The following is a 23302-nucleotide window of genomic DNA, read 5'->3' as shown; positions in this document are numbered from 1 at the left end:
CTTATGCCGGATTATGTGAAACAGGCCGCATGGTGGTGGCACTGCTCGTCGGTTCCTTGACACGGAATGCGGCCACATAGAGGGCTGGCAGGAAGACGAGAGTCAGCACCGTTGCGACCAGCAGGCCGCCCATGATCGCGATCGCCATCGGTCCCCAGAAAATGGTCCAGGCTATCGGTATCATGCCGAGAACAGTGGAAATGGCGGTCAACATGATGGGACGGAACCGTGATACCGTGGCATCGATCACTGCGTTCCATACCTCAGTCCCTTTGCCCCGTTCTGTCTCGATCTGTTCGATCAGGATCACGGCGTTCTTCGCGATCAGTCCGAGCAGCGATAAAATACCGAGAATGGCGACGAAGCCCAAAGGCCTGTTGAAGATGAAGAGCGAACCGACAACACCGATGAGCCCCATCGGGACAACGCTCAGCACCAGAAACAGGCGGCTGAAACTCTTCAGCTGGATCATGAGAATAGTGATCATCAGGAACAGCATGATCGGGACCACGGCGATGACCGAAGCTTGGGATTTGGCGCTCTCCTCGACCGTTCCGCCCGTCACGATCCGATAAGGACCGGTCAGGCTTGCGTTGAGCTTCTCGATCTCCGGTTCGAGTTCCTGAACGATGGCTTCCGGCGACGACCCGGCTGTGACGTCCGCTTGCACGGTGAGCGTTGGAACGCGGTCGCGGCGCCAGATCACGGGAAATTCCTGATCGACCTCGAATGTGGCAAACTGGCTGAGCGGAACGGTCCGGCCATTGGCGAGCGGGAACTGCAGCGTGCGCAGATTGTCGAGTGATACGCGCTGTTCATCGGTCGATCGGACGACGACATCGATGAGGTAGATATCATCGCGCACTTGCGTCACGGCTGTTCCGGACACCACAGTGTTGAGGGCAGTGGCCAATGCCTGAGAACTTAGGCCCAATAAGCGCGCCTGATCCTGATCAATGTGAACACGTATCGTGCGTGCCGGTTCGATCCAGTCGAAATTGATGCGCTTCAGCTGCGAATTGCCACCCAGCATCTGCGCCAGGCGCTGGGCGATAGCGCGAACCTCGTGCGGATCGGGGCCACTGACGCGGTACTGTACCGGCCAGCCCACCGGTGGCCCGAGTTCGAGTAGTGAGACGCGTGAAATGGCACTCGGGACCTTTTCCGCCAATTCCTCTTCCAGTCGCGCTCGCAACCTCTCGCGGCCGGGAACATCCTTTGCAACCACAACCGCTTGCGAGAAGAACTCATTGGGCAGTTCGACGTTGAGCGGCAAATAGAAACGTATGGCTCCGCGCCCCACATTGGTACTCCAATGGGCCACATCGGGATCCTTCAGAAGCTCGTCGAGTTGGTCCGAGGCTTGCTGGCTCGCCTCGATCGAAGCGTTTTGCGGCAGTCTTATGTCGACAAGCAGTTCAGGACGATCGGACGATGGAAAGAACTGCCGCGGCACGAATGGAAGTGCCAGAATCGCGAGCACGAAACATGCGAGTGTCAGCCCGATGGTTAGCCAACGCATGCGCAAAGCGCCGAGGAGCAAGCTACGGAAAGAGCGAAGAATGATGGATGGTTCTCCAGGCTCCGTATTCTCCGGCTTCTTGAGCAGGGCTACACCGAGGAGAGGAGAGAAAATCACGGCCCCGAGCCAGGAGACGACGAGGGCGATACTGACAACTGCGAAGATCGAGAATGTGTATTCGCCTGCGGAACTCTGCGCAAATCCGATCGGGACGAAACCCGTTGCGGTGACGAGGGTGCCGGTCAACATGGCGGCTGCCAGCGTCCTGAACGTGAAACTCGCCGCCTCTTCTTTTTCGTCGCCGAGTGCGAGCCGCGTCGTCATGGAATCCACTGTTGTCATCGCGTCGTCCACCAGCAGACTGAGCGCAATGATCAGGGCGCCGAGCGACACACGCTGCAGATCTATCCCGAAAATCTGCATGACCGCGAACACCATCGCCAGAGACAGTGGAATGGCGAGAGCAACAACGGTGCCCGCACGGATACCGAGGCTGATGAAACTGACGGCCATTATGATGAGGATTGCCTGCCAGAGCGACGTGGTGAATTCGCCGATGGCATCGTCGACGACCTGCGGCTGATTGGCGACGAGCGTAGTGTCGATGCCGATCGGCAGATCCGCCGTGATCTCCTGCATCGCCGCCGTGATGTTGCGGCCCAATGCCAGAATATCGCCGCCCTCACGCATGGAAATCGCAAGGCCCATGGCGGGCTTGCCATTAACACGAAACATCGGTTGCGGCGGATCTGCGTAGGCCCGGTGGATTTCGGCGATGTCGCGCAACCGGACGAGCCTGCCGTTTGCAACAAAGTTGAGATCCTGGAGATCCTCTTCCGAATCGAAAGCTCCGCTTACACGTAGCGTCAGTCTTTCATCCGAAGTGCGCAAAGTGCCCGAAGGGCTGACCACATTCTGTGCCTGGAGCGCTGCGATCACGGCAGCCCTGTCAATGCCGAGACCGGCGAGCTGTTCCGTGGAAAACTCGATAAATATTCGTTCTGGTTGCGCTCCAAGCACGTCGATTTTGGAAACATCCGGCACATGCAGCAAGTGCGAGCGAGCGCCATCAACATAGTCGGCAAGTTCGCGCTGGGTGAAACCGTCCGAGGTGAAGCCGTATATGATGCCGAATGTATCGCCGAAATCGTCGTCGAAGCCGGGCCCGACAATGCCGGTCGGTAATGTCGGGCGAATATCCCCGATGCTCTTGCGCACCTGATACCAGACGTCAGGAACTTCCGCCGACGTCGTTGCATCCTTGAGGTTCACGAAGATGGTTGTCACGCCAGCATTGGTAAAGCTGCGCAGAAAATCAACTTCGGGTATCTCTTGAAGCTTGCGCTCCAGCCGTTCGGTAACCTGTTTCAGGGTGTCATCGAGCGTCGCGCCCGGCCATCCAGCCCTGACGACCATCGTCTTGATGGTAAACGCCGGGTCTTCATTGCGACCGAGATTGATGAAAGCGGCCGCACCGGCCACGACGACCGCAATCATCGCATAGATCACGAGCGAGCGGCTTTTCAGTGCCCATGCTGACAGATTGAAGCCGTTCATTGGGTTGACCCAAGCAATCGAACTTCCTGGCCATCATGCAGGGCCTGAACGCCGGCGGTCACGACGACCTCGCCGGGGTTGAGGCCCTGGGCAATGATGACCGTGGCTGGATCAAAGCGAAGCACTTCGACATTGCGTGTCGACACGGTTTTTTTGTCCTGATCCACGATCCAGACTGCAGGCTGCCGGTTGAAGTTGGTCAATGCGGTGGCGGGTATTGCGATCTCCGGCGACGAAGCGAGTGTTACACGTCCGGTGACTGTCGACCCGAGTCGCATGGCCTCCGGCGTATCGCTCAGGCCGACGCGCACCCGGAACGTCCTTGTAGTCGGATCGGCTTGGGGTGCCACCTCGCGAACCCGTCCTGTAGCTTTGACCGCAGGATCGTCGGTCAGGGTGACCTCTATGATAGCCGCCTCCGGAGCCTGCCGCAGTAGCTGTGCCGGTACATCGAAAATGGCGTCACGGCCATCCTGTCGGGCGACCTGGAGGACCATTTGCCCCGCCTGAACAACTTCGCCCGGCTCGGCACCAACGGCGGTGACGCTGCCGGCGGCATCCGCGTGCAATTCCGTGAAACCCACGCGATCCTCGGCATTGTCCAACTGGGCTTGCGAACTGTCGACCTGGGACTGCGACGCACGCATGGCCTGTTGTGCGGCATCAAATTGGGCGCGTGTCGTAAAACCCTGCCGCAATAGCGTTTCCTGTCTTCCAAACGCGTTACGCGTCTTGACTAGCTGCCCTTCGGCAGCAACCAGGTTGGCCTGTGCGGTGCGGAGTGCACTGATCTCATTCTGGGGGTCGAGTTTCGCGAGGATTTGTCCTGGCTCGACCTGATCGCCAACGTTGACCAAGCGTTCGATCACACGCCCGCCAAGCCGAAACGCGAAGGATACCTGATTCTCAGCCTCGACATGGCCAGTAAGGCTGACGCTGTCGCCAAGCTTGCTGTGCTCGACCGTAATGGTCCGTACAGGGCGGATGAGCGGGGCGGGTTCCTTTGTCTCCTCCCGGCATCCGGCAAGCATCGTGGCTGCCATCAAAAGACCAAACAGCGCGCCAAACGCACGCACCCTTCGCATCGACCTATTCACTAAAACCAGCATCCTCATGCACTCCGGGAAGCTCAAATTAAATGCGATAAAGCTTATCTGAGAGGCACTTCGACTATAACGTCTGTCTATGGTTTGTGATTGGTCAGAAATCCCAAATGGGCGCTTGGAATCCCAATTCCAGCGGGAACCCAAGAGATGGCCCGTGGCGGCACGCATGTGCTGTTAGTGCCGAATTCCCTTGATATCGACGTTTTGACATGCTGGCGAAGCGATTGCCCATGCCGTTGCGCCGACTTACTTCGATTTGACCAGCCCGGAAAACCCGGCGACTGCAAGCAGGCTCAAGGCCCAGCCAACAACCGACTGGAAGAAATAGTATTTCAGGATGAATTGGCCATTGGGTTTTGTGGGATCCGGCCGCCAGTATTCCTTCTGGCCGATCGACAGCACCGGCAACAGGACATCCAATGAATACATGAGCGGGTTGAACTCCGGGTAGCTAGCTGCTTCAGGCTGGTTGAGGAAGCAGGAAAGCTGATTTTCTCCAGTCGCCGCGCGTCCAGCGAAAGTCTGGCCGCTCGAGGGCATGTAGCGGCTGTCGGTCTGCTGGAGACCGCACATGGTCCATTCAAGTGAACGGAGGATGACCGGGCTGTTCGGCTTGATGGCACCATTTTTCTGGGCGAACGCGAACACGCCGATGCCGATCGCCCAAAACAGGATCAGCCACAACAGCGCGAGGAGAGGCTGGCGGCCATAGCGAAGGGTTACGGCCAATATACCATCCGTTGTGGCAAGGGCGACGCGCAGCGCCGGGTTTTTTGCGCGCGCCCGCCGTGCGCGCCGCTGCAGCCGTTCCTTGGTGATCAGGACGGCCCGGGCATCTTCGTCGTGACCCATTTCCCGCAGCACGGTCGAAAGCTGCTCGTAGGGTTGCGGCCAGAAATCCGCGCTCCATCGTTCAGGCGTCTGACGCGACAGCCAATCGAGCCTGCTTGCCGCGTCGACGGGCCCGCCGATGAACGCGCCATACTGGCAACGGTTCAGTAGCAGATCACCCGTCTTTGGCCAGCTTGCCTGTTCGTCATCAATCGCTCCGATCGACGTGGCCGTCAGGTCGAGCGTGCCTTCGACCGATGCACCCTGTCGCAAGAAGAATGCACCATCGACGATTGCACCATTGAGCCTCAATGCGTAGCCGCCAGGCTGCGATAGCGTCGCCGATGTGCAATCGATGTCTCCACCAAAGCGAGCACCCAGTAAGCGGGCCTCGCCGACGATGGTTGCCCCTCGCATGGCGAGGTCACCGCCCGCGACAATGGCATCCCCGTTCAGGGCGACTTCCCCGGGACGCTCGATCTGTGCGCCGACTGCGTTGAGGTCACCACCAAGCCGGACGCCCGAAAAATTAATGCCCCCGCGGACGTCTGCGCCGCGCAACAGGATCGCACCGCGAACCTCCAATCCCCCGGCGTCGAGGACAATGCCTGCGGGCGAGACGATGGATGCGCCGTCTATCTCGATGTTACCACCGATGCGTGCCCCGGAGAGACGGATTTCTCCCGTGATAGTCGCGCCGCGGAAGGACAGACCCCCACGCGCCTCGAGACGATCAGCTTGCAATCCGGGCATGGCCGACCCGTCCAGAAAGAGGTTGTCGATAACGGCCGAACGCAGGATCGGCGAAGCTTCGAAGTGGCAGTCCTTGAGACCAATATCGCGTGGAATCCGGCAACCTTCGAGGTCGAGAATACCGGACACCCATGCACCGCTAAGCCTCAGCCCCTTTTCGTGCAAATGATATTCGCTATTCCCGAGGATGAGGAAGCGCAATAGCGTCGCGCGCACGGTGCGCGCTAGATCCTCCTGCTCTGGGCGCAAGCCATCTCCAAGCCTGTCGAAATCTCCCAAACTCAGATGCGCAACGACCTTAGCTTCAGCTGCACTGAGCGGTTGGAAACCAGCGAGGCTGGAGTCAACGGAGATTTCAGGTTCAGTTTTCGGAGGGTTCTCGATGTTGTCATTTCCCTAATCGCATTGCCCAAGGTGTGGCCATTCAAATACATTAACTTCCCACAGAAGCACTGTGATTGGCATTGAGTCCCAAATCTTTGCTTTAGATACCATTCGTCGAAACAAAGAGGGCTTTCGACCAAATAAAAACGAAGGATAGTCAACAAATTGGAAGCATTTTTCCGGAACTTTAGCTTATAATAGAGGCGGTTATATAGAGACCGCTTCCGCCAGTCGGATGGATTATCTCGATTGTCTACAAAGGCCGCTTTAAATGCCGTCAGACCGTCAGACCGATGACAGCAGCGTTTCGCGTTCGGCGCTCGGCTCGATCAGTCTCTGGCTGCTGTTGTTTTCGCTTTGGCTGATCCTGAATTCGAGTCTCGCTCTTCCCATCGTGGTAACTGGCGCCGTGATTGCACTGGTTGTCGACTGGATTTTCATGCGCCGCAGCGGCACATGGTGGAACGTCCTGCTGACACCGCGAAGCGTCCTCCATTTCATCGCCTATACAGGCGTGTTTTTTTTAGAGTTGGTGAAAGCCAACCTGAACATGCTGCGATACGTCTATTCTCCACGCATAGACATTCATCCCGGTATCGTCAGGATCAATATCCGGCTCAAATCGCCGATCGGAAGACTGGCCCTTGCCAATTCGATCGCACTGACGCCGGGCTCACTCGTCATGGCGATAAAGGACGATGCGCTGTTTATTCACTGGCTTGACGTCAAAACCGTCGATCCCGAGATTGCGACCGAAATGATCGCAGGGCCATTCGAGAAACACTTGGGAGAAGTCTTTGGCTGACGTTATCCTGCAGATAGCTGGTGCATTGATTTTTATGGGCATCGCCTGCGGTGTGGTGCGGCTTATCATCGGCAGGACCATCGTCGACAGAATCGTTGCGATCGATATGCTCACGGTGATCTCAATTTCGCTCATAGCACTCTACGCCCATCTATCCGGTCGTTTCGTCTATATCGATGTTGCGCTGGTCTATGGGTTGCTGAGCTTCCTGGCCGTGCTTGCCATTGCGCGCTTCCTCGAAAGGAGATCTTAGCGCCATGTTGGAACTCCTCGTCATTCTGGTTTGCGCCGGCATCCTGGTCAGTGGTGTGCTGGCGATGTGTCTCGGCAACCTGCTGGCAGCGATGATCAGCGCCGGCCTCGCGAGCCTCTTTGCTGCGGTGTCATATGTTCTGCTGGCTGCACCTGATGTTGCGATGGCAGAGGCGGCAATAGGCTCGGGACTGGCAACTCTGATCTTCCTCTACACGATGCGAAGGACCGGCGGCGGGAGGGAGCCATGATGGAACTGATCGGCAGCCTGATGATCCTGCTGGGTGCTTTCTTTCTTTTTTCGGCTGGGCTCGGACTCCTGCGTATGCCGGATGCCTTTACCCGCATCCAGGCGGGCACCAAGGCGTCGACTCTGGGCAATATTTTGGTGCTGGTCGGACTGGGCATCTATCATCCCGATTGGAGCGCCAAGCTGCTTATCGTCGCCTATTTCGTGCTGATGACCAATCCATTGTCATCGCATGCCCTGTCGCGTGCCGCCCACGCAATCGGAACGCCCATGGCTGCCTCTACCATAACCGATGCATTGCGCGACGCGGAGAATGCAGACAAGGAGGAGGGCGGTGCGGGATGAAACGCGTATTTGCCATCATCGCCGTGCTGATGTTCGCGGCAATCTTCTTTAGCGTGGTTGGGGGGTATAGCGAACGCCAGACGAGATCGCCGCTTGCCGAATACTATCTCACGCAGGTTCCGCGCGAACTCGGTGCGCCGAATGTTGTGACGGGGATACTCATTACCTATCGCGGCTTCGACACGCTGGGGGAGGTGGCAGTGCTTTTCATGGTGGCGGCGAGCGTTGGTGTGCTCCTTGCCAGCAAGTCTGGCGAAAACGCGCAAGTCACCAACGTAACAAGTATCGACGAGAGCGAGCCGAGCGAACTGGTCCGTACCGGCGCCGAGGTCATATTGCCGCTTATCTTCCTGTTCGGCGCTTATGTCATCATGAACGGGCATCTTTCGGCCGGTGGCGGGTTTCAGGGTGGTGCGGTGGTGGCGTCCGGTGTCATGCTGCTGATGCTGGCGAGCCCCGCAACCCAATTGCATCACGGTTTCCTGAGTGTGACGGAATCGCTCGCCGGCGTCCTTTACGTATCGATCGGAATTCTCGGTATTGTTTTTGCCGACGGTTTTCTTGATAGCCACATTCTGCCACTCGGTACATTTGGAACGCTGTTGAGTGCTGGCGCAATTCCCCTGATATCGGCCTTGCTTGGCATCAAGGTTGGAGCCGAGCTCAGTGTCGTCATCGATCGGTTCCGGCACTGATATGGCGGGCGAGGTGGGTCTACCGGTTTCGCAGATATTGCTGGTCACGGGATTTTGCCTGATCCTGATCGGCCTTGCGGGAATTTTCGTCCATCGCAACATTCTGCGCATCATTATCGGTTTTTCGCTGATCGACACCGGCATCCACGTTGTCATGGTGGCAACCGGCTACGTCACTGGCGGCACGGCGCCAATCATCGACGCGGCATTGGATAAGGCCAACGCTGCGACGAACGCCGTCGATCCTATCCCTTCGGCGCTGGTCGTCACGGCCATCGTCATCGGCTTTTCAGTAACTGCGATCATGCTGTCATTCGCAATACGCCTTTACGATGCCAGGAAGACGCTCGACATCGACGCCTTCACGGAGTCGAAATGGTAGAAGCCCTGTTGCATCCGTTGAACATCTTTCTGTTCGGCCTTGGGGGCAGCTTTCTCATCCCGCTGCTGTATCGCATCGCCAAACCGTTGTCGGCAGTGATCTTTGTCCTTGCGCTCGCCGGTATATTTGCCGTTTCGGGTGCCTGCCTGTGGGCGGTTTATCACGGGCAACCGGTGTTGGAGAGCTTCACGGCCGGCAGTGCGCCGCCATATTCGATCAATCTCCGCGTTGGGCCCTGGGAGGGTGTGTGTGCTTTCAGCGTCAATGTCGTCGCGCTGCTGGCCGCCTGGCATCTTTGGGATCGGCTACGTCAAAACTATGCGGCGCAATTGCTGTTTCTGCTCTTGATCATGGGCGTCAACGGGATGGTGATGACAAGGGATTTGTTCAACCTTTTTGTGTTCCTCGAAATTGTATCGATAGCGACGTACGGTCTCCTCGGCTTCGATGGTACACCGGCAGCGTTCGCTGCCGGATTCAAGTACATCCTGGCGACCGTGCTTGCCTCGACCTTTTTCCTGCTGGGCACGGCTCTGCTCTATCACGCAACCGGAACGCTCAACATTGACGACATGATCGTCCACCGCGCGACGATAGCCGGACCGATCGGAACTACGGCGTTGCTGCTTGTATTGTCCTGCCTCATCATCGAACTGAAGCCCTTTCCGGCCAACGGCTGGGGGCTGGATGTCTATCAGTCAGCCTCGAGCGGTGTTGCAGCACTCGTTTCCGGGGCAGTGTCGGCGGGCGTATTCTTTGCGCTCTTCAAATTGCTTCCGCTGTTCGAAAACTACCTTATCCTTATCGCAGTGTCAGGCGGGATAACGTTCCTGTTCTCCAATCTTGCCGGACTGCGCCAGACGAACGTTCAGCGCATGCTTGGCTATTCGTCGATCGCACAAATGGGCCTTCTCACCCTGGCGCTGGCGCTGATACGACATCTTGGTGCCGATGCATCGATGCCGCTCGTCGTCGGCGGGCTGTTCGTCAATCACCTTTTGGCGAAGGCTGGCTTGTTCTTCCTGGCAGGCGCCGTCAATCGTCCGCAGGTCGACGACTGGTCCGCACTCGCGGGACGTCCGCTAATAATGCTCATCTTCGCCATTCTGCTCGTCGCCATTGCCGGTCTGCCACCTTTTCCGGGTTTCTGGTCGAAATGGGAGCTCGTCATTCGCGTCGCAGCGGCTGGGCACTTTGGGTGGATCGCCGTTATTCTGATCGGGTCGCTGCTCGAGATCGCATACATGTTCCGCTGGTTCAAGCAGGCGACCCGTACCGTCGAACAAGGCGCCATTGCTGTCTCGCCCGGGCGTCTACTGCCTGCTGGTTTGTGTGCAGTGTTTCTCTGCGTTTCGGGCTATGTGGCGGCTAATCTTTCAGGAGCAGCCTCGCTATGGATATTCGCACCGCTGGTTGCCGGTGCCTTTCTCTGCCTGTTCGACTGGCTTCCCGGGCGGCTCAAATCAATGCTCATGCTCATACTGGTCCTCTTGCTCGGCATGTGGATCGTTGGTCCGGTCGAGGGCATCAGCCGCCTCTTCGCGGTGCTTCTCCTTTCAGGCGGGCTGGTTATCGCGTCGGCCAGCTTCTATCGCGCGGACCCGCGGCTCGGGTACTATCCGCTGATGGCATTGCTCCTCCTGTCCATCGCCGCACTGCTGCGCACGACCACGAGTCTTGAGTTCTTCTTCAGCTGGGAAATGATCACCCTTTCTTCCTATTTCTTGATTGCGCAGGCACGCAACGCCCATCCCTATGCGCTGCCATTCCTGTTGTTCTCGATTGCATCGGCCTTTTGTCTTCTCGCAGGCTTTGCCATGGCCGCCGCCGCCAATGGCACGATTGACCTTGCTGCATTCGGGGCTGCAGGGAAGGATGCCTGGCCCGCATTTGTATTGCTGGCCGTGGGCTTTCTCATCAAGGCGGGGGCTGCGGGTGTCCATATCTGGCTCCCCGGCGCCTATGCGGAGGCCGATGATGACCTCTCGGCAATGTTGTCGGCGGTGGTCAGCAAGGTTGCAATCTTTGGCCTGTTCTCGGTCACCTATCTCGCCATCCGCTCGGAAATTGGCCTCGACATGGCTCACGTGATGGGTTGGGTCGGTCTGTTGACGACGTTGTTAGGTGCGGCGATGGCGCTACAGCAAACCGACATGAAGCGCATGCTCGCCTATTCGAGCATGAGTCAGCTTGGCTATATCGTGACCGCCATCGCGCTGATGAGCCATCTCGGCTGGGTCACGGCATTCTATCTCGTTGCCAACCACCTGATGGTGAAGGGCATATTGTTTCTTGCCGGTGCCGGCGTCATCCTGCGGACCGGAACGCGGCTGCTTGAAGAGAATGGTGGACTGGTTCGCAACATGCCCTTCACCTTCGCTGCGGTCGCCACGGCCCTGATATCGATGTCCGGCCTGCCACCACTCGCGGGGTTCGGTGGCAAGTGGCTGCTTCTCAGTGCCATGGTAGAAAAGGGCTGGTACGGGCTCGCGGCATTGGCCGTTCTCGCAACCTTCGTCGGCTTTCTCTACATGTTTCGTCTGGCCTACGCGGTTTTTCTTGGAGAACGAAAAGCCAGATTCGAGGCAATTGCGGAGGCGCCGCTCGCACTTCTTGTGCCGCAATATGTCCTGATCATCGCCATCTTCGCTTTGACATTCTTCCCGAAACTGTTCATGGAGCCCGTATCCGCAGCTATCGACCCTGCATTCGCCTCGACGTTGGTTTGGGATGGCATGTCGCTGGAAACGATTTACGGATATTGGAATCCTATACCTGTCATGGCCATTACCGTCGCGATCGCGGCGGTTCTCTTTTTCGTCGTCTGGCTGCGATACATTTACGGGTATCGGCGCGCCCCGACGACCGGCGTTACGGTCTTTTACGCATTTTACCAACCCGGTCTCTCGCGCTTGTTGAGGCCTGTCGCTATAGCATTCTGGCGCGGTATATCGGATTTGACGCTGAGCGTCGCCGGTTCGGTTCGACAGATCTATACGGGCGATGGCCAGACCTACTGCCTCTATGTTCTTTGGTACGTCATTGCCATTTACGTGACCGGCACACTTATTCGCTAGTTGTAATGCCATCGCCAGAGTTGATTGGCTGGGGTGTCAAATTTTTCTTTAGTGCGATGAAAATCGTGCCGCCGTTCTCAGATAAACTGCAAAGCGCCCTAAACGATAATTCATGAGAAATGGCGGAGGGGGTGGGATTCGAACCCACGGTAGGCTCTCACCTACGCCGGTTTTCAAGACCGGTGCCTTAAACCGCTCGGCCACCCCTCCAACCTGCTGAAACGTTTGATATCCAATGTTTTGGCGAAGGCCAAAAGAATGCTACGAACGCTGTGCGCGGTCTATATAGCCTTTCGAATTGCGGCGTCAACCTCGTCGTCAGTGTCCAGCTAACGGCAGTTCAAACTACCAGTCTGGTAGTCTGTCTGACCTTATAAAGCGTAAAATGCCTTGATTGTGCCGATATGAACGGGCAATCGTGCCCTGAAAACTGTTTTTACATGGATTTGACCCTGTGATTCCTTCCTCCGTCCGCCGGATACTTCTGGCGATTTCTACAGTTTTGATTCTTGCTGGTGCGGTAAATTCGACTGCCGCGCAGACGCCTGCGCCTGCTCCGGCTCCTGCCACGGGCATTGTTGCAGAACAGCGGCCTGCAATCGATGCCGTGAAGAAGCAAATCGCAGACTATGCCCAACAAATGGAGAAGGCCGACACCGATGCAGCGTTGGCGGATCTGCGTCTTAATCTGGAGGCCAGCGCCAAAAAACTGTTGGATATCGGCGTATCGTTCAGACCGCGTGTCACGGAAATCAATTCGCGGCTGGATCAGCTCGGTCCTCCACCAGCCCAAGGCCAGCCACCGGAGGCGCAGATCGTCACCGATGAGCGGGCGAAGCTGACGACCGAGAAAGCCGAGATCAATGCCGTCCTGGGCGAGACCGAGGATCAGTTGATCGCGGCTAACCGGATGATTGAGCGAACAGTGGATGCACGGCGCGAACTGTTCACCAACACGCTTTCGCAGCGCGTCAACATCAATTATTCGCTCGGTAGCGAAGTCGCAGACGCCTACGGCCAGGAAATACGAACGATGAATCAGGTGGTTTCATCCTGGTGGCGCTTCGTCGTTTCCTTCAAATGGCAATCCATGCTGGCCGCCGCCTTTTTTGCGGCGATTGCAGCACTCGTATTGCTGATTGGTGGTCAGCGGACACTCGGCCATCTTTATCTGCGTGACGCGACGATTGAATCGCCATCTTATCTCAGCCGTCTCGCTGTCGCGTTCTGGTCGACTCTCATGCGATCGCTGACAGTGGTTGTCTTCCTTGTCACAACATACTTATTTCTGAATTATTTCAACGTGTTGCGACCAGATATTGCATCACTGATCTATATGCTCTTTTGCGTCATTGGCATTGTATATTTTGTCCACGCCCTGGCGCAGGCGGTGATCTGTCCGGGTGCACCCAACTGGCGTCTGGTGCGCATAGCACCGCGACCAGGCCGTATCCTGATGGTATTGATCACGGCAACAGCAACGATCACCGGGCTCGATTACATCGCCGATACGGTCAATCAGATCGCTGGTTCGCCATTGTCATTGACCGTCGCAAAGAGCCTTTTTGCTACCGTTCTGGTGGGCCTGCTCATCATCGCCATGGCCTCACTGAGACCGCTGGAAGACGAAGAAACCGGAAATATCAAGCCCTGGCCGAGGGCCATGCGGCTTCTCCTCTATGCGATCGGTCTCGTGCCTATCGTCGCGGCGCTTCTCGGTTATATCGGACTGGCACGCTTCGTGTCGCAGCAGATTGTTATCAATGGCGCCGTGGTCGTCACGATGTACCTGGGCTTCCTGACGGCTCGGGCGGTGTCCGATGAGAATGCACTTACGGGGACCAAGCTTGGACGGGCGGTGCAGACCCGTTTTGGTTTGGACGAGACTGCCCTCGACCAGCTCGGTCTGGTGTTGAGTATTGTCATCAATATCTTCGTTGTAGCGCTGGGTATTCCGATAATCCTCCTGTTGTGGGGATTCCAATGGAGCGAAATGTCGGCCTGGTTCGTAGCAATCGCGACAGGTTTCCAGATTGGTTCGGTTAATATTTCACTGGTTTCGATTGCTATCGGCGTTCTGTTGTTCGCGCTGTTCTACGGATTTACGCGCTGGTTTCAGGGCTGGCTCGACAATCGTGTCATGGCACGCGGCAGGCTCGATTCAGGTGTACGCAATTCGATCCGCACCGCTGTTGGCTACCTTGGCCTCGGCATTGCAGGTGTCATCGGCATTTCGGCGGCCGGCATCAACCTGTCCAGTCTGGCACTGGTTGCGGGCGGTCTGTCGCTTGGTATCGGTTTCGGTATGCAAGCGATCGTCTCGAATTTTGTTTCCGGTCTTATCCTGCTTGCGGAGCGTCCCTTCAAGGTCGGCGACTGGATCGAGACCGGCGGCGTCGGCGGCATTGTCAAGAAGATCAGCGTCCGGGCAACGGAGGTTGAAACCTTCCAGCGCCAGTCCCTCATCATTCCAAACTCATCCTTTATCAACGGCAGTGTTGGCAACTGGACGCATCGCAACAAACTCGGCCGCGTCGATATCCCGATCGGCGTTTCCCATAAGGTCGATCCCCGTCGTGTGCATGCCATTCTGATGGAGATTGCTCGCGGTCATCCGCTTGTTTTGAAGAATCCGGAACCGTTTGTCGCGTTCAGTGCAATCAGCGAGTCAGTCATGCAATTCGAGATGCGCGTCCATCTCGCGGATCTATCCAACTCCGGCACTGTTCAGAACGAAATCCGCTTCACATTGATCGACCGTTTTGCCGAGGAGGGGATCGAGATCCCTTACCCGCAACGGGATGTGAATCTGCATCTCGAAGATGCCGACTCCATCGTCGAGATGCTGACGGATCGGGTCAGAGACAAGCTCGCCGGCGAAACAAAGAAGATCAAACACTGAACAACTCATAGTATGAGTCCGTCGAACACAAAAAGTGAACCAACTCCAAACACATACCGCTGGTGGCGTTTAAGAACGCGATAATAGAGAACCGCGGCCAGATATTGTTAAGCTGGTATCAATCTATCGGTGGCATTTATACACTTGGTGCAGCTGCCATGATGGGTCTCGGGGTTGCGCCAGCATTCTGATCTGTCTATCAAATTACAAAATCCTTGGGGGCGGCCCGCGCGGCCGGCGGTTTGCATTGTCAAAAGCCAAAGCTTTTCGCGTTGTGGGAGTAGTTGCAGTGGGCGCCCTGATGGCAGCCTGTGCATCGTCGCCGCAGGTCAAAATTGCCAAGCGAACACATGGCAAGGAATATTTCGCCGAAGCAGAATATGGTGTGAAAGCCAGTCCACGCGTCGTCACCGATTTCCGCAATATGCCGCGTGGCGGGGGGCGCAACCAGACCGGCCGACCATATCAGGTTGCAGGCAAATGGTATTACCCCAGGGAAGAGCCAGGTTATGTCCGCAAGGGCAGGGCATCCTGGTATGGTTCCGCCTTCCATGGCCGCCTGACTGCCAATGGCGAAGTGTACGATATGAACCACCTCTCGGCCGCGCATCCGACAATGCCTTTGCCGAGTTACGCTCGTGTTACAAACCTGACCAATGGCAGTTCGGTTATCGTCCGCGTCAATGATCGCGGCCCCTACCATAGCAATCGCCTGATCGATCTTTCACAAAGAGCAGCCCAGGTCCTCGACTATCATGATACTGGCACAGCCAATGTGAAGGTCGAATATGTCGGGCGTGCACCGCTGGAAGGACGCGATGATAGTTTCCTGATGGCTTCTTACCGCGGTCCCAACGCGCCCGATCCGATTGGTCAGCCAGCTTCCGGTGTGATGATCGCCATGAACGGGCCGACGCCGACGCGGCATACATCTGTCGCCATTCCAGGCATGGCGCAGCCTCAGCCAGCCGGTATCCAGGTGGCGAGCCTCAGTAGCCAACCGATGTCCCTGGACGGTCAGGCAGCTCAGCTTGCAGCACCACAGCAGGCGATGGCTCCCGTGGACGATTCAGGACTTTCCTTCAACATGGACATCGTTCCGGTTCTACCGCTGATCGGGCCCTACATCGATGACAAGCCAACGCTCCTCATTGGCTCACTCAAGGGTGGCAAGCAGGTGTCTCCATTCATCAGTTCCTACGCCAGTGAGCGCGTCGCAAGTGCAAATAGCACCGCGCAAGCCGCAAACAGCCTACTTTCGCCAGAGGCTGTTTCGACCGCGTGGAAGGGCATGAGCAACATGCCGCGAGCCGCCGATGGGTTGGGCGAATACATCGATGTCGGCCTGTTTGCCAACAAGACCGAAGCCCGTCGGGTGATGTCCGCACTTACTCCGCTTGGCAAGGTGGAGTTGTCTGAAATTGCCAGCCCCGAGGGCCCGCGTATTGCCTTGATTGCCCGGGCAAGCGCTGGAAAGAACGCCGACACCCTGCTGCAAGCGGCGTGGAAGGCCGGTGCGGTCGATGCATTCGTCGTTCGTGATGACGGCAATTGATATCGAACGGCTTGGACGTTCTCTGACTGCGCCATTTCGTATTTTTGTTTTGGGCGTGGCAATGGCTCTTGCTTCAGCTGGCGGGACGAACGCCCAGGATGCGCTGTTTGATACCAAGGCCAAGCAGGCGCTGATGGTCGAGGATCAGACCGGCACGATCCTCTATGCAAAATCACCTGACACACTGATCGAACCGGCCGCACTTGCCAAGTTGATGACCATGGAAGTGGTCTTTCATGCGCTCAAGACAGGCGAGATCACGCCATCGACACAATACATGGTGAGCGAGAATGCCTGGCGAACAGGCGGCGCGCCATCGGGCGGTTCGACCATGTTTGCCAAGCTGAAATCCTACATCAGCGTTGGCGACTTGATCCAGGGGGTTATCGTCCAATCGGCCAATGATGGCTGTATTATCCTCGCAGAGGGCATTGGCGGCTCGGAACAAAAATTCGCCGAGATGATGAACGCCCGGGCGAAGGACATTGGCCTGAAGAGCTCGAACTTCACCAACTCGACCGGGCTACCTGATCCGAAGCAAAGGGTTTCGCTGACAGATCTCGTCACTCTGGCGCGCCACATCAAGCACGAATATCCCGAGTATTACCGGACCTATGCGCAGGATAATTTCACCTGGAATAATATCTTCCAGCGCAATCGCAACCCACTGCTGCGCCTCGATATCGGCGCAGACGGCATGGGGACAGGCTACACTGAACAGTCCGGCTACGGTATCGTCGGCGCAACGGAGCGGAACGGACGGCGTTATATCGTTGCGCTGAGTGGCCTTGCCAGCGATAAGGAACGCGCCGAAGAGGCCAAGCGTATCTTCGAATGGGCCTATCAGGCCTTCGAGGAGGCTGACGTCTTCGCTGAGGGTGAAATCGTTGGAGAAGCCAGTGTGTTTGGCGGGATCAAATCAGCTGTCGCTCTTAAAGCGCATGAGAAAATCAGCATTCTCATCCCAGTGGCCAATCGCGACCGTCTGAAGGCGCACGTGGTTTATCAAGGGCCATTGGTGGCACCGCTGAAAGCCGATCAGCCGGTCGGCACATTGCGGATATGGATCGGCGATGCACTCGTCCAGGAAACGCCGGTCTATACGGCGGAGGCAATTGAGAGTGGTGATCTGAAAAAACGTTCGCTCGACGCGGTATTCGAATTGACCACAGGTTGGGTCCGGCGCCTCGATTTCTAAGACAATCCCGCCTCGACCTTTTCTTTTGCGAGCGCTAGAACCATCTGCAATAGACAGTGACTCCGCATCGAAAGACAGCTGATAGCGTGCAAGGACTATTCATAACATTTGAGGGCGGCGAGGGCGCGGGCAAATCCACACAGATTGGCCTGTTAGCGGATCATTTGCGCGCCGATGGCGATGATGTGCTGGTAACGCGCGAGCCAGGCGGTTCGCCGGGTGCGGAAGCCGTGCGTCATGTCATATTGAGCGGCGCCGCCGAACCTTTCGGCCCGGCCATGGAAGCCTTGCTGTTTGCCGCGGCGCGCAACGACCATGTGGAGCAAGTTATACGTCAAGCACTGAAGGCCGGCCAAATGGTGCTTTGCGACCGCTACATCGACTCCAGCCGCGTCTATCAGGGTGTGACCGGCAATCTAGATCCGGATTTGATGCGCGCTATTGAACGCGCCGCAATCAATGGTCTGATGCCGGATATGACGATCATTCTCGACCTGCCGGCTGAGGTCGGCCTGCAACGCGCCCATGCACGGCGTGGGGCAGGGACTGCCGACCGCTTCGAAAAGGAAACGATCGATCTGCACCGCAAGCGCCGTGACGCCTATCTTGCCATTGCGACCGCAGAACCCGAGCGCTGCAAGGTGATCGCTGCAAATCGCCCGGCCGACGAGATTGCAGCTGACATCGCCGCACTGGTCGACCTGTTGAAGACCAGCCGCGGCCTGAGGGCGAAGCAAGGCATCGAGGTAGCGAAATGAGCGACACTACCCTCGACGTGCCGGCAACCCACGATACCATCGATGGTGTTCCTGCGCCTTCGGCCAATCCTGCGCTGTTCGGTCACGCCGGGATAAGGTCTTTTCTCGCGCAATCCTATCAGTCCGGTCAGATGCACCATGCATTGTTGCTTGAGGGTGCGCAGGGTGTCGGCAAGGCAACTTTGGCGTTTCATCTAGCCGGTCACATGTTGAAATACCCTGCGGAACGCGAGGCACCGCTGACGCTTACTGAGCCGGATTTTACCGTTGCGCCTTACCGGCAACTCGCGAGCGGAACGCACCTGTCCGTGCTGCATATCAACCGCCCGATAGATGCCAAAACGGGCAAGTTCAAGACCGGTATCACGGTTGATGAGATCAGACGGGTCGCGCATTTCCTAAACCGTACCTCTCATGATGGCGCTTGGCGTATTGTTATTGTCGATCCTGCAGATGACATGAACCGCAATGCGGCCAATGCGTTACTGAAGACTCTTGAAGAGCCGCCGCAGCGGACCCTCTTCATTCTGATCTCGCATTCCTCCGGCAGGCTGCTACCGACAATCCGCTCGCGCTGCCAATCGATCCGTTTTGAACCGCTTGAACGCCAGGATCTGCTCGCTGCTCTCTCGGCGATCGATCTCGATACCGAGCGATTGCCCGACGCGGATTCGCTCATCGCCCATGCGGACGGCAGTGTTCGGAAAGCTGCTTTGTTACTGGCATTTGGCGGGCTGGAAATCTCGGGGGCAACCGATGCTATCCTAAGCAATCCTGTATTCGACGTGCCCAAAGCCCAGGCGTTGGCAACCGCGTTGTCGGGACGCGACGCCGAGATCCAGTACGATCTTTTTCTCGATGATCTGCTGGGGCGCATAGCAGTGAAGGCGCGGCTCAGCGCAGAGCAGGGCGCAGGTTCGCAGGCGAACCGCTGGTCCGGTATCTGGCAGGACATGCAGAACGAGGCGAGGGAAGCCGCCGCCTTCAATCTCGACCGCAAGCAGACTGTGCTGATTTTCCTCGAAAGGACGCACCGCGCTCTATCGGGCAGATAGAGGTCTGCCGGTATGGCAATCAGGTCCGACTTGCGTTATGTCAGCCAGACGTTTTTTCCCAAGATGCCCAAACCAAAGACGAAATCAGGTCACGCATGAGCCGCGAAACATTTTACATCACAACTGCCATTTCCTATCCGAACGGAAGCCCGCACATCGGCCATGCCTATGAGCTCATCGCGACCGATGCGATCGCGCGCTTCAATCGCCATGACGGCAAGGACGTTCTGTTCCTGAGTGGCACGGACGAACATGGCATCAAGATGCTGCAGACTGCGCGCAAAGAGGGCATTACGCCACGCGAACTCGCGGACAGAAATGCCAAGCTTTTCCGTGACATGGGGCATCTTTTGAATGCTTCCTATGATGATTTCATTCGCACAACCGAAGAGCGGCATTACAAATCGTCGCAAGCCATCTGGCAGAAGATGGCTGATGCCGGGGATATTTATAAAGGTGGTTATGCCGGATGGTATTCCGTGCGCGATGAAGCCTATTACCAGGAAGAAGAGACGGAACTGCGTGCCGACAATGTACGTTACGGTCCGCAGGGCACGCCTGTGGAATGGATCGAAGAAGAGAGCTATTTCTTCCGTCTTTCGGCCTATCAGGATCGTTTGTTGAAGCTTTATGCAGACAATCCGGGTTTCATAGGCCCGGATGAGCGGCGCAACGAGGTGGTTTCCTTCGTCAAATCAGGTCTCAGGGACCTGTCTGTGTCGCGCACAACCTTCGATTGGGGTATTCCGGTTCCGGGCGATGAAAAACACGTCATGTATGTTTGGGTCGATGCGCTGACGAATTACATCACCGCCGCGGGCTATCCCGATGAAAACGCCGAGCGTTGGCGCTATTGGCCAGCTGACGTTCATATCATCGGCAAGGATATTATCCGCTTCCATTCGGTCTATTGGCCAGCTTTTCTTTGGTCCGCTGGTATCGAACTGCCGAAGCGCGTTTTCGGACATGGCTTCGTGTTCAACCGCGGCGAGAAAATGTCGAAATCGGTTGGCAACGTCATCGATCCGACTGCATTGGTGGAGCATTACGGCCTCGATCAATTGCGTTATTTCCTGCTTCGGGAAATCCCGTTCGGTCAGGATGGCAACTATAGCCATGAGGCGATCGTCAACCGGACGAACGCCGACCTCGCCAATGACCTGGGCAATCTGGCGCAGCGTTCATTGTCCATGATTGCAAAGAACTGTGACGCCAAGGTTCCACAGCCAGGTGCGTTGGCCGACGCGGATAAGGCTATTCTCGATCAGGCCGTGGCGGCGCTCGATACCGCCCGCAAGGCCGTTGGCAGCCAAGCGCTGCATCAGGCGCTGGCAGCGATCTTCGGTGTTGTGGCTGAAGCCAATCGTTATTTCGCCGCACAGGAGCCGTGGGCGCTTAAGAAAACCGATCCAGCACGCATGGAAACGGTGCTCTATGTGACGGCAGAAGTGATCCGCCGTATTGGCATTCTTTGCCAGCCGTTCATACCGGGATCAGCGGCCAAACTCCTCGATATCCTGGCTGTGCCGGCGGACAAGCGGGACTTTGTCGATCTGAAAGCCAGCGAATTAATACCTGGCACTGATCTCCCGGCACCGCAGCCGATCTTCCCGCGTTACGTCGAAGCAGAAAAAGCAGACTAGTTCCATGCTTGTCGATAGTCATTGCCACCTCGATTTTGCGGATTTTGCCGAGGAACGGGATGCCATCGTACAGCGGGCGCTGGACTATAACATCATGCGGCTGGTAACGATTTGCACACGCGTGCGGCGCTTTGGCGATATCATAAAGATCGCGGAACAGTATGACAGCGTCTACGCATCAGTTGGAACGCACCCCAATAATGCCCATGAAGAGCTCGATGTGACGGCGGACGACCTGATCCGCTTGTCGGAGCATCCGAAGGTGGTCGCTATCGGCGAAGCCGGACTTGATTACCATTACGACTATGCGCCTCCGGAAGCGCAAGCGCAGGGTTTTCGCACTCATATTGCCGCTTCCCGCGCCACGGGCTTGCCATTGGTCATTCACGCCCGCGCTGCCGATGATGATATGATTTCAATTCTAACAGAAGAAACAGGGAAGGGCGCCTTCCCCTTCATTTTGCACTGCTTTTCGTCCGGTGCGGAACTGGCGCGAGTGGGCGTAGACCTCGGCGGTTATGTGTCGTTCTCCGGTATTCTGACATTCAAGAATTCACCTGAGATACGCGAAATCGCCAAAAACGTGCCGCGAGATCGGCTCCTGGTCGAGACAGATGCGCCATATCTTGCGCCGATGCCGCATCGCGGCCATCGCAACGAGCCAAGCTTTGTCCGGCATACGGCGGCTGTACTGGCCGAGACGATTGGCGTGAGTGAAGACGAGGTCGGCGAAATAACAACCGACAACGTATTCCGCCTGTTCGCCAAGATGCCAAGGCCAAGTGCTGGAGCCACAAATGCCTGATCGCTTGCGCTTCACCATTCTTGGTTGCGGTTCGTCTCCGGGCACACCACGCATCAATGGCGATTGGGGCAGCTGTGATCCGAACGAGCCGAAGAACAAGCGACGGCGTGCAGCCATGCTGGTTGAGCGAATTGCGCATCATGGCGGTGTGACGACGGTGATCATCGATACGGGACCGGATTTTCGCTCGCAGATGATCGATTTCGGTTCTGGAAAGCTCGACGCGGTTGTCTATACCCATGCGCATGCTGACCATATCCACGGCCTGGACGATCTGCGCACATTCGTCATCGATCGCCGCGACTTGGTGGATATCTATGCTGATGCAATGACGCAGCGGCGCCTGATGGAAGGTTTTGGCTATTGCTTTAAAACCCCGGAAGGTTCGAGTTATCCACCAATCCTGCGACCGCACGAGATTATTCATCATGAAGCCTTCGAGATTGACGGGCTGGGCGGCGCGATACGCTTTCTACCGCTGCCGCAGATCCATGGCGATATTCTTTCTCTAGCGTTCCGGATTGCCAATGTGGCCTATTGCTCGGATGTCAGCGCATTTCCCGATACGACTGCAGCACAACTCTTCGATCTCGATACATTGGTAATCGATGCTCTCCAGTACAGAACGCATCCAAGCCATTTTTCATTAAATGAATCAATGGAATGGATTGGAAAGCTCAAGCCGCGTCGAGCGATCTTGACCCATATGCACATACCTTTGGATTATGGAACTGTGCTGCGTGAGACTCCGGACAACGTCGAGCCGGCCTATGACGGTTTGTCGTTCGAGGTCGAACTATGAGCAAGAGCGTCGAGCGTGTGCGTCAGGCAGCTCATGCAGCCGGTCTTGATATCGAAATTCGCCAAATGTCCGATTCGACCCATACCGCTGAAGACGCGGCGATCCAGTGCGGCGTCACCGTGGCGCAGATCGTCAAATCCTTGATTTTTCAAGGTGCTGATACGCGAAGCCTTTATCTGTTTCTCGTTTCGGGTCCACGCAAGCTTGATCTCGTCAAAGCTGCCAGGCTGACCGGCGAGACATTGCACAGGGCTGATCCCAAATATATCCGCAAGGAAACAGGTTTTGCCATTGGCGGCGTTTCACCACTGGGACATCTGATCGATATCAAGGCTTATGCCGACGAAAGCCTGATGCAGTTCGATGTTGTGTGGGCTGCAGCAGGAGGAACCAACTTCGTTTTCCCCAGCAAACCAGAGGCATTGGCCAAAGCTGCAAAGGCGCAAATCGCCGATATTGCATGCTGAATTGCCTGTTTGCCCATATAGGTTAGTTCCATAATCTATCTTATGCGATCTCAATTTGTAGCCGGGTGGGTTCAAGGATGAAGCGCGACTTGCGATAGATAACAATGGTTTATCACGCGCAAGGACTTGCCCATGGAACGCACCTACTCCCAGATCGA

General features: G+C 56.7%; 19 protein-coding genes and 1 tRNA gene. 16 read left to right on the top strand and 4 right to left on the bottom strand.

Annotated features, from left to right (window positions below; translation table 11 throughout):
* Window position 1 precedes the first annotated feature (1 nt).
* From FHS21_RS27955 to FHS21_RS27945, 3 genes are all read right to left on the bottom strand, one after another.
* Window positions 2-3079 carry an efflux RND transporter permease subunit gene (locus FHS21_RS27955; RefSeq protein ID WP_183665199.1) on the bottom strand — a complete coding sequence of 1026 codons (3078 nt, stop codon included), beginning with the start codon at window positions 3077-3079 and terminating at the stop codon, window positions 2-4.
* On the bottom strand, window positions 3076-4164 hold the full coding sequence (locus FHS21_RS27950; protein ID WP_183665197.1) for an efflux RND transporter periplasmic adaptor subunit: 1089 nt from the start codon (window positions 4162-4164) through the stop codon (window positions 3076-3078). The genes FHS21_RS27955 and FHS21_RS27950 overlap by 4 nt, the downstream gene beginning before the upstream one ends.
* A gap of 267 nt (window positions 4165-4431) precedes the next feature.
* Window positions 4432-6018 carry a bactofilin family protein gene (locus FHS21_RS27945; protein WP_246411256.1) on the bottom strand — a complete coding sequence of 529 codons (1587 nt, stop codon included), beginning with the start codon at window positions 6016-6018 and terminating at the stop codon, window positions 4432-4434.
* Window positions 6019-6424: 406 nt separating this feature from the next.
* On the opposite strand from FHS21_RS27945, the gene FHS21_RS27940 reads away from it, so the two are divergent.
* From FHS21_RS27940 to FHS21_RS27910, 7 genes are read left to right on the top strand one after another with little or no spacing between them, the layout of a single operon-like run.
* Window positions 6425-6958 (top strand): Na+/H+ antiporter subunit E, encoded by a 534-nt coding sequence (locus FHS21_RS27940; protein ID WP_112551003.1) that lies wholly within the window; start codon window positions 6425-6427, stop codon window positions 6956-6958.
* Window positions 6951-7211 carry an MrpF/PhaF family protein gene (locus tag FHS21_RS27935; protein WP_112551004.1) on the top strand — a complete coding sequence of 87 codons (261 nt, stop codon included), beginning with the start codon at window positions 6951-6953 and terminating at the stop codon, window positions 7209-7211. The genes FHS21_RS27940 and FHS21_RS27935 overlap by 8 nt, the downstream gene beginning before the upstream one ends.
* Window positions 7212-7215: 4 nt before the next feature.
* Complete coding sequence (locus tag FHS21_RS27930; RefSeq protein ID WP_112551005.1) at window positions 7216-7461, top strand: hydrogenase subunit MbhD domain-containing protein; 246 nt, start codon at window positions 7216-7218, stop codon at window positions 7459-7461.
* Window positions 7458-7805, top strand: coding sequence for a monovalent cation/H(+) antiporter subunit G (mnhG, locus tag FHS21_RS27925; RefSeq protein WP_112551006.1), 348 nt, complete (start codon window positions 7458-7460; stop codon window positions 7803-7805). The genes FHS21_RS27930 and mnhG overlap by 4 nt, the downstream gene beginning before the upstream one ends.
* Window positions 7802-8500 carry a Na(+)/H(+) antiporter subunit B gene (locus tag FHS21_RS27920; RefSeq protein WP_112530996.1) on the top strand — a complete coding sequence of 233 codons (699 nt, stop codon included), beginning with the start codon at window positions 7802-7804 and terminating at the stop codon, window positions 8498-8500. Before mnhG ends, FHS21_RS27920 begins: the two co-directional genes overlap by 4 nt.
* The gene (locus FHS21_RS27915) at window positions 8472-8882 is read left to right on the top strand and encodes a sodium:proton antiporter (RefSeq protein ID WP_312879948.1); all 411 of its coding nucleotides are present in this window, start codon (window positions 8472-8474) and stop codon (window positions 8880-8882) included. Before FHS21_RS27920 ends, FHS21_RS27915 begins: the two co-directional genes overlap by 29 nt.
* On the top strand, window positions 8876-11959 hold the full coding sequence (locus FHS21_RS27910) for a proton-conducting transporter transmembrane domain-containing protein (RefSeq protein ID WP_183665195.1): 3084 nt from the start codon (window positions 8876-8878) through the stop codon (window positions 11957-11959). The genes FHS21_RS27915 and FHS21_RS27910 overlap by 7 nt, the downstream gene beginning before the upstream one ends.
* 120 nt (window positions 11960-12079) lie before the next feature.
* Here the strand turns inward: FHS21_RS27910 and FHS21_RS27905 are convergent.
* A tRNA-Ser gene (locus FHS21_RS27905) sits at window positions 12080-12169 on the bottom strand.
* 244 nt (window positions 12170-12413) lie between these two features.
* Between FHS21_RS27905 and FHS21_RS27900 the strand changes: the two genes are divergently transcribed.
* From FHS21_RS27900 to FHS21_RS27860, 9 genes are all read left to right on the top strand, one after another.
* A complete protein-coding gene (locus tag FHS21_RS27900; RefSeq protein WP_312879947.1) occupies window positions 12414-14861 on the top strand; it encodes a mechanosensitive ion channel domain-containing protein in 2448 nt (815 codons plus the stop codon).
* A 301-nt stretch (window positions 14862-15162) separates the two neighbouring features.
* On the top strand, window positions 15163-16416 hold the full coding sequence (locus FHS21_RS31280) for a septal ring lytic transglycosylase RlpA family protein (protein WP_183665242.1): 1254 nt from the start codon (window positions 15163-15165) through the stop codon (window positions 16414-16416).
* Window positions 16417-16477: 61 nt separating this feature from the next.
* On the top strand, window positions 16478-17614 hold the full coding sequence (locus FHS21_RS27890; RefSeq protein WP_183665240.1) for a D-alanyl-D-alanine carboxypeptidase family protein: 1137 nt from the start codon (window positions 16478-16480) through the stop codon (window positions 17612-17614).
* An 86-nt stretch (window positions 17615-17700) separates the two neighbouring features.
* Window positions 17701-18372 (top strand): dTMP kinase, encoded by a 672-nt coding sequence (tmk, locus tag FHS21_RS27885; RefSeq protein WP_183665193.1) that lies wholly within the window; start codon window positions 17701-17703, stop codon window positions 18370-18372.
* Window positions 18369-19427: a DNA polymerase III subunit delta' gene (locus FHS21_RS27880; RefSeq protein ID WP_183665191.1), complete on the top strand. Its 1059-nt coding sequence runs from the start codon at window positions 18369-18371 to the stop codon at window positions 19425-19427. Before tmk ends, FHS21_RS27880 begins: the two co-directional genes overlap by 4 nt.
* 83 nt (window positions 19428-19510) lie before the next feature.
* Window positions 19511-21070 (top strand): methionine--tRNA ligase, encoded by a 1560-nt coding sequence (gene metG, locus FHS21_RS27875; protein WP_312879949.1) that lies wholly within the window; start codon window positions 19511-19513, stop codon window positions 21068-21070.
* A gap of 4 nt (window positions 21071-21074) precedes the next feature.
* A complete protein-coding gene (locus tag FHS21_RS27870; RefSeq protein WP_183665187.1) occupies window positions 21075-21875 on the top strand; it encodes a TatD family hydrolase in 801 nt (266 codons plus the stop codon).
* Window positions 21868-22677 (top strand): MBL fold metallo-hydrolase, encoded by an 810-nt coding sequence (locus FHS21_RS27865; RefSeq protein WP_112532028.1) that lies wholly within the window; start codon window positions 21868-21870, stop codon window positions 22675-22677. The genes FHS21_RS27870 and FHS21_RS27865 overlap by 8 nt, the downstream gene beginning before the upstream one ends.
* On the top strand, window positions 22674-23144 hold the full coding sequence (locus tag FHS21_RS27860; RefSeq protein ID WP_112551042.1) for a YbaK/EbsC family protein: 471 nt from the start codon (window positions 22674-22676) through the stop codon (window positions 23142-23144). The genes FHS21_RS27865 and FHS21_RS27860 overlap by 4 nt, the downstream gene beginning before the upstream one ends.
* Window positions 23145-23302 lie beyond the last annotated feature (158 nt).

It is taken from the genome of Phyllobacterium trifolii (assembly GCF_014192095.1).
GTDB classification, from domain to species: Bacteria; Pseudomonadota; Alphaproteobacteria; order Rhizobiales; family Rhizobiaceae; genus Phyllobacterium; species Phyllobacterium trifolii.
This window is presented reverse-complemented; position numbering and strand designations above follow the sequence as displayed.

Excerpts from the sequence above, each read along its gene's own strand:
- FHS21_RS27940 (WP_112551003.1), top strand. The coding sequence starts at position 6,425 with ATGCCGTCAGACCGTCAGACCGATGACAGCAGCGTTTCGCGTTCGGCG.
- FHS21_RS27890 (WP_183665240.1), top strand. The coding sequence starts at position 16,478 with ATGGCTCTTGCTTCAGCTGGCGGGACGAACGCCCAGGATGCGCTGTTT.
- FHS21_RS27955 (WP_183665199.1), bottom strand. The coding sequence starts at position 3,079 with ATGAACGGCTTCAATCTGTCAGCATGGGCACTGAAAAGCCGCTCGCTC.
- FHS21_RS27920 (WP_112530996.1), top strand. The coding sequence starts at position 7,802 with ATGAAACGCGTATTTGCCATCATCGCCGTGCTGATGTTCGCGGCAATC.
- FHS21_RS27930 (WP_112551005.1), top strand. The coding sequence starts at position 7,216 with ATGTTGGAACTCCTCGTCATTCTGGTTTGCGCCGGCATCCTGGTCAGT.
- FHS21_RS27870 (WP_183665187.1), top strand. The coding sequence starts at position 21,075 with ATGCTTGTCGATAGTCATTGCCACCTCGATTTTGCGGATTTTGCCGAG.
- FHS21_RS27880 (WP_183665191.1), top strand. The coding sequence starts at position 18,369 with ATGAGCGACACTACCCTCGACGTGCCGGCAACCCACGATACCATCGAT.
- FHS21_RS27865 (WP_112532028.1), top strand. The coding sequence starts at position 21,868 with ATGCCTGATCGCTTGCGCTTCACCATTCTTGGTTGCGGTTCGTCTCCG.
- FHS21_RS31280 (WP_183665242.1), top strand. The coding sequence starts at position 15,163 with ATGGCAGCCTGTGCATCGTCGCCGCAGGTCAAAATTGCCAAGCGAACA.
- FHS21_RS27910 (WP_183665195.1), top strand. The coding sequence starts at position 8,876 with ATGGTAGAAGCCCTGTTGCATCCGTTGAACATCTTTCTGTTCGGCCTT.
- mnhG (WP_112551006.1), top strand. The coding sequence starts at position 7,458 with ATGATGGAACTGATCGGCAGCCTGATGATCCTGCTGGGTGCTTTCTTT.
- FHS21_RS27950 (WP_183665197.1), bottom strand. The coding sequence starts at position 4,164 with ATGCGAAGGGTGCGTGCGTTTGGCGCGCTGTTTGGTCTTTTGATGGCA.
- FHS21_RS27860 (WP_112551042.1), top strand. The coding sequence starts at position 22,674 with ATGAGCAAGAGCGTCGAGCGTGTGCGTCAGGCAGCTCATGCAGCCGGT.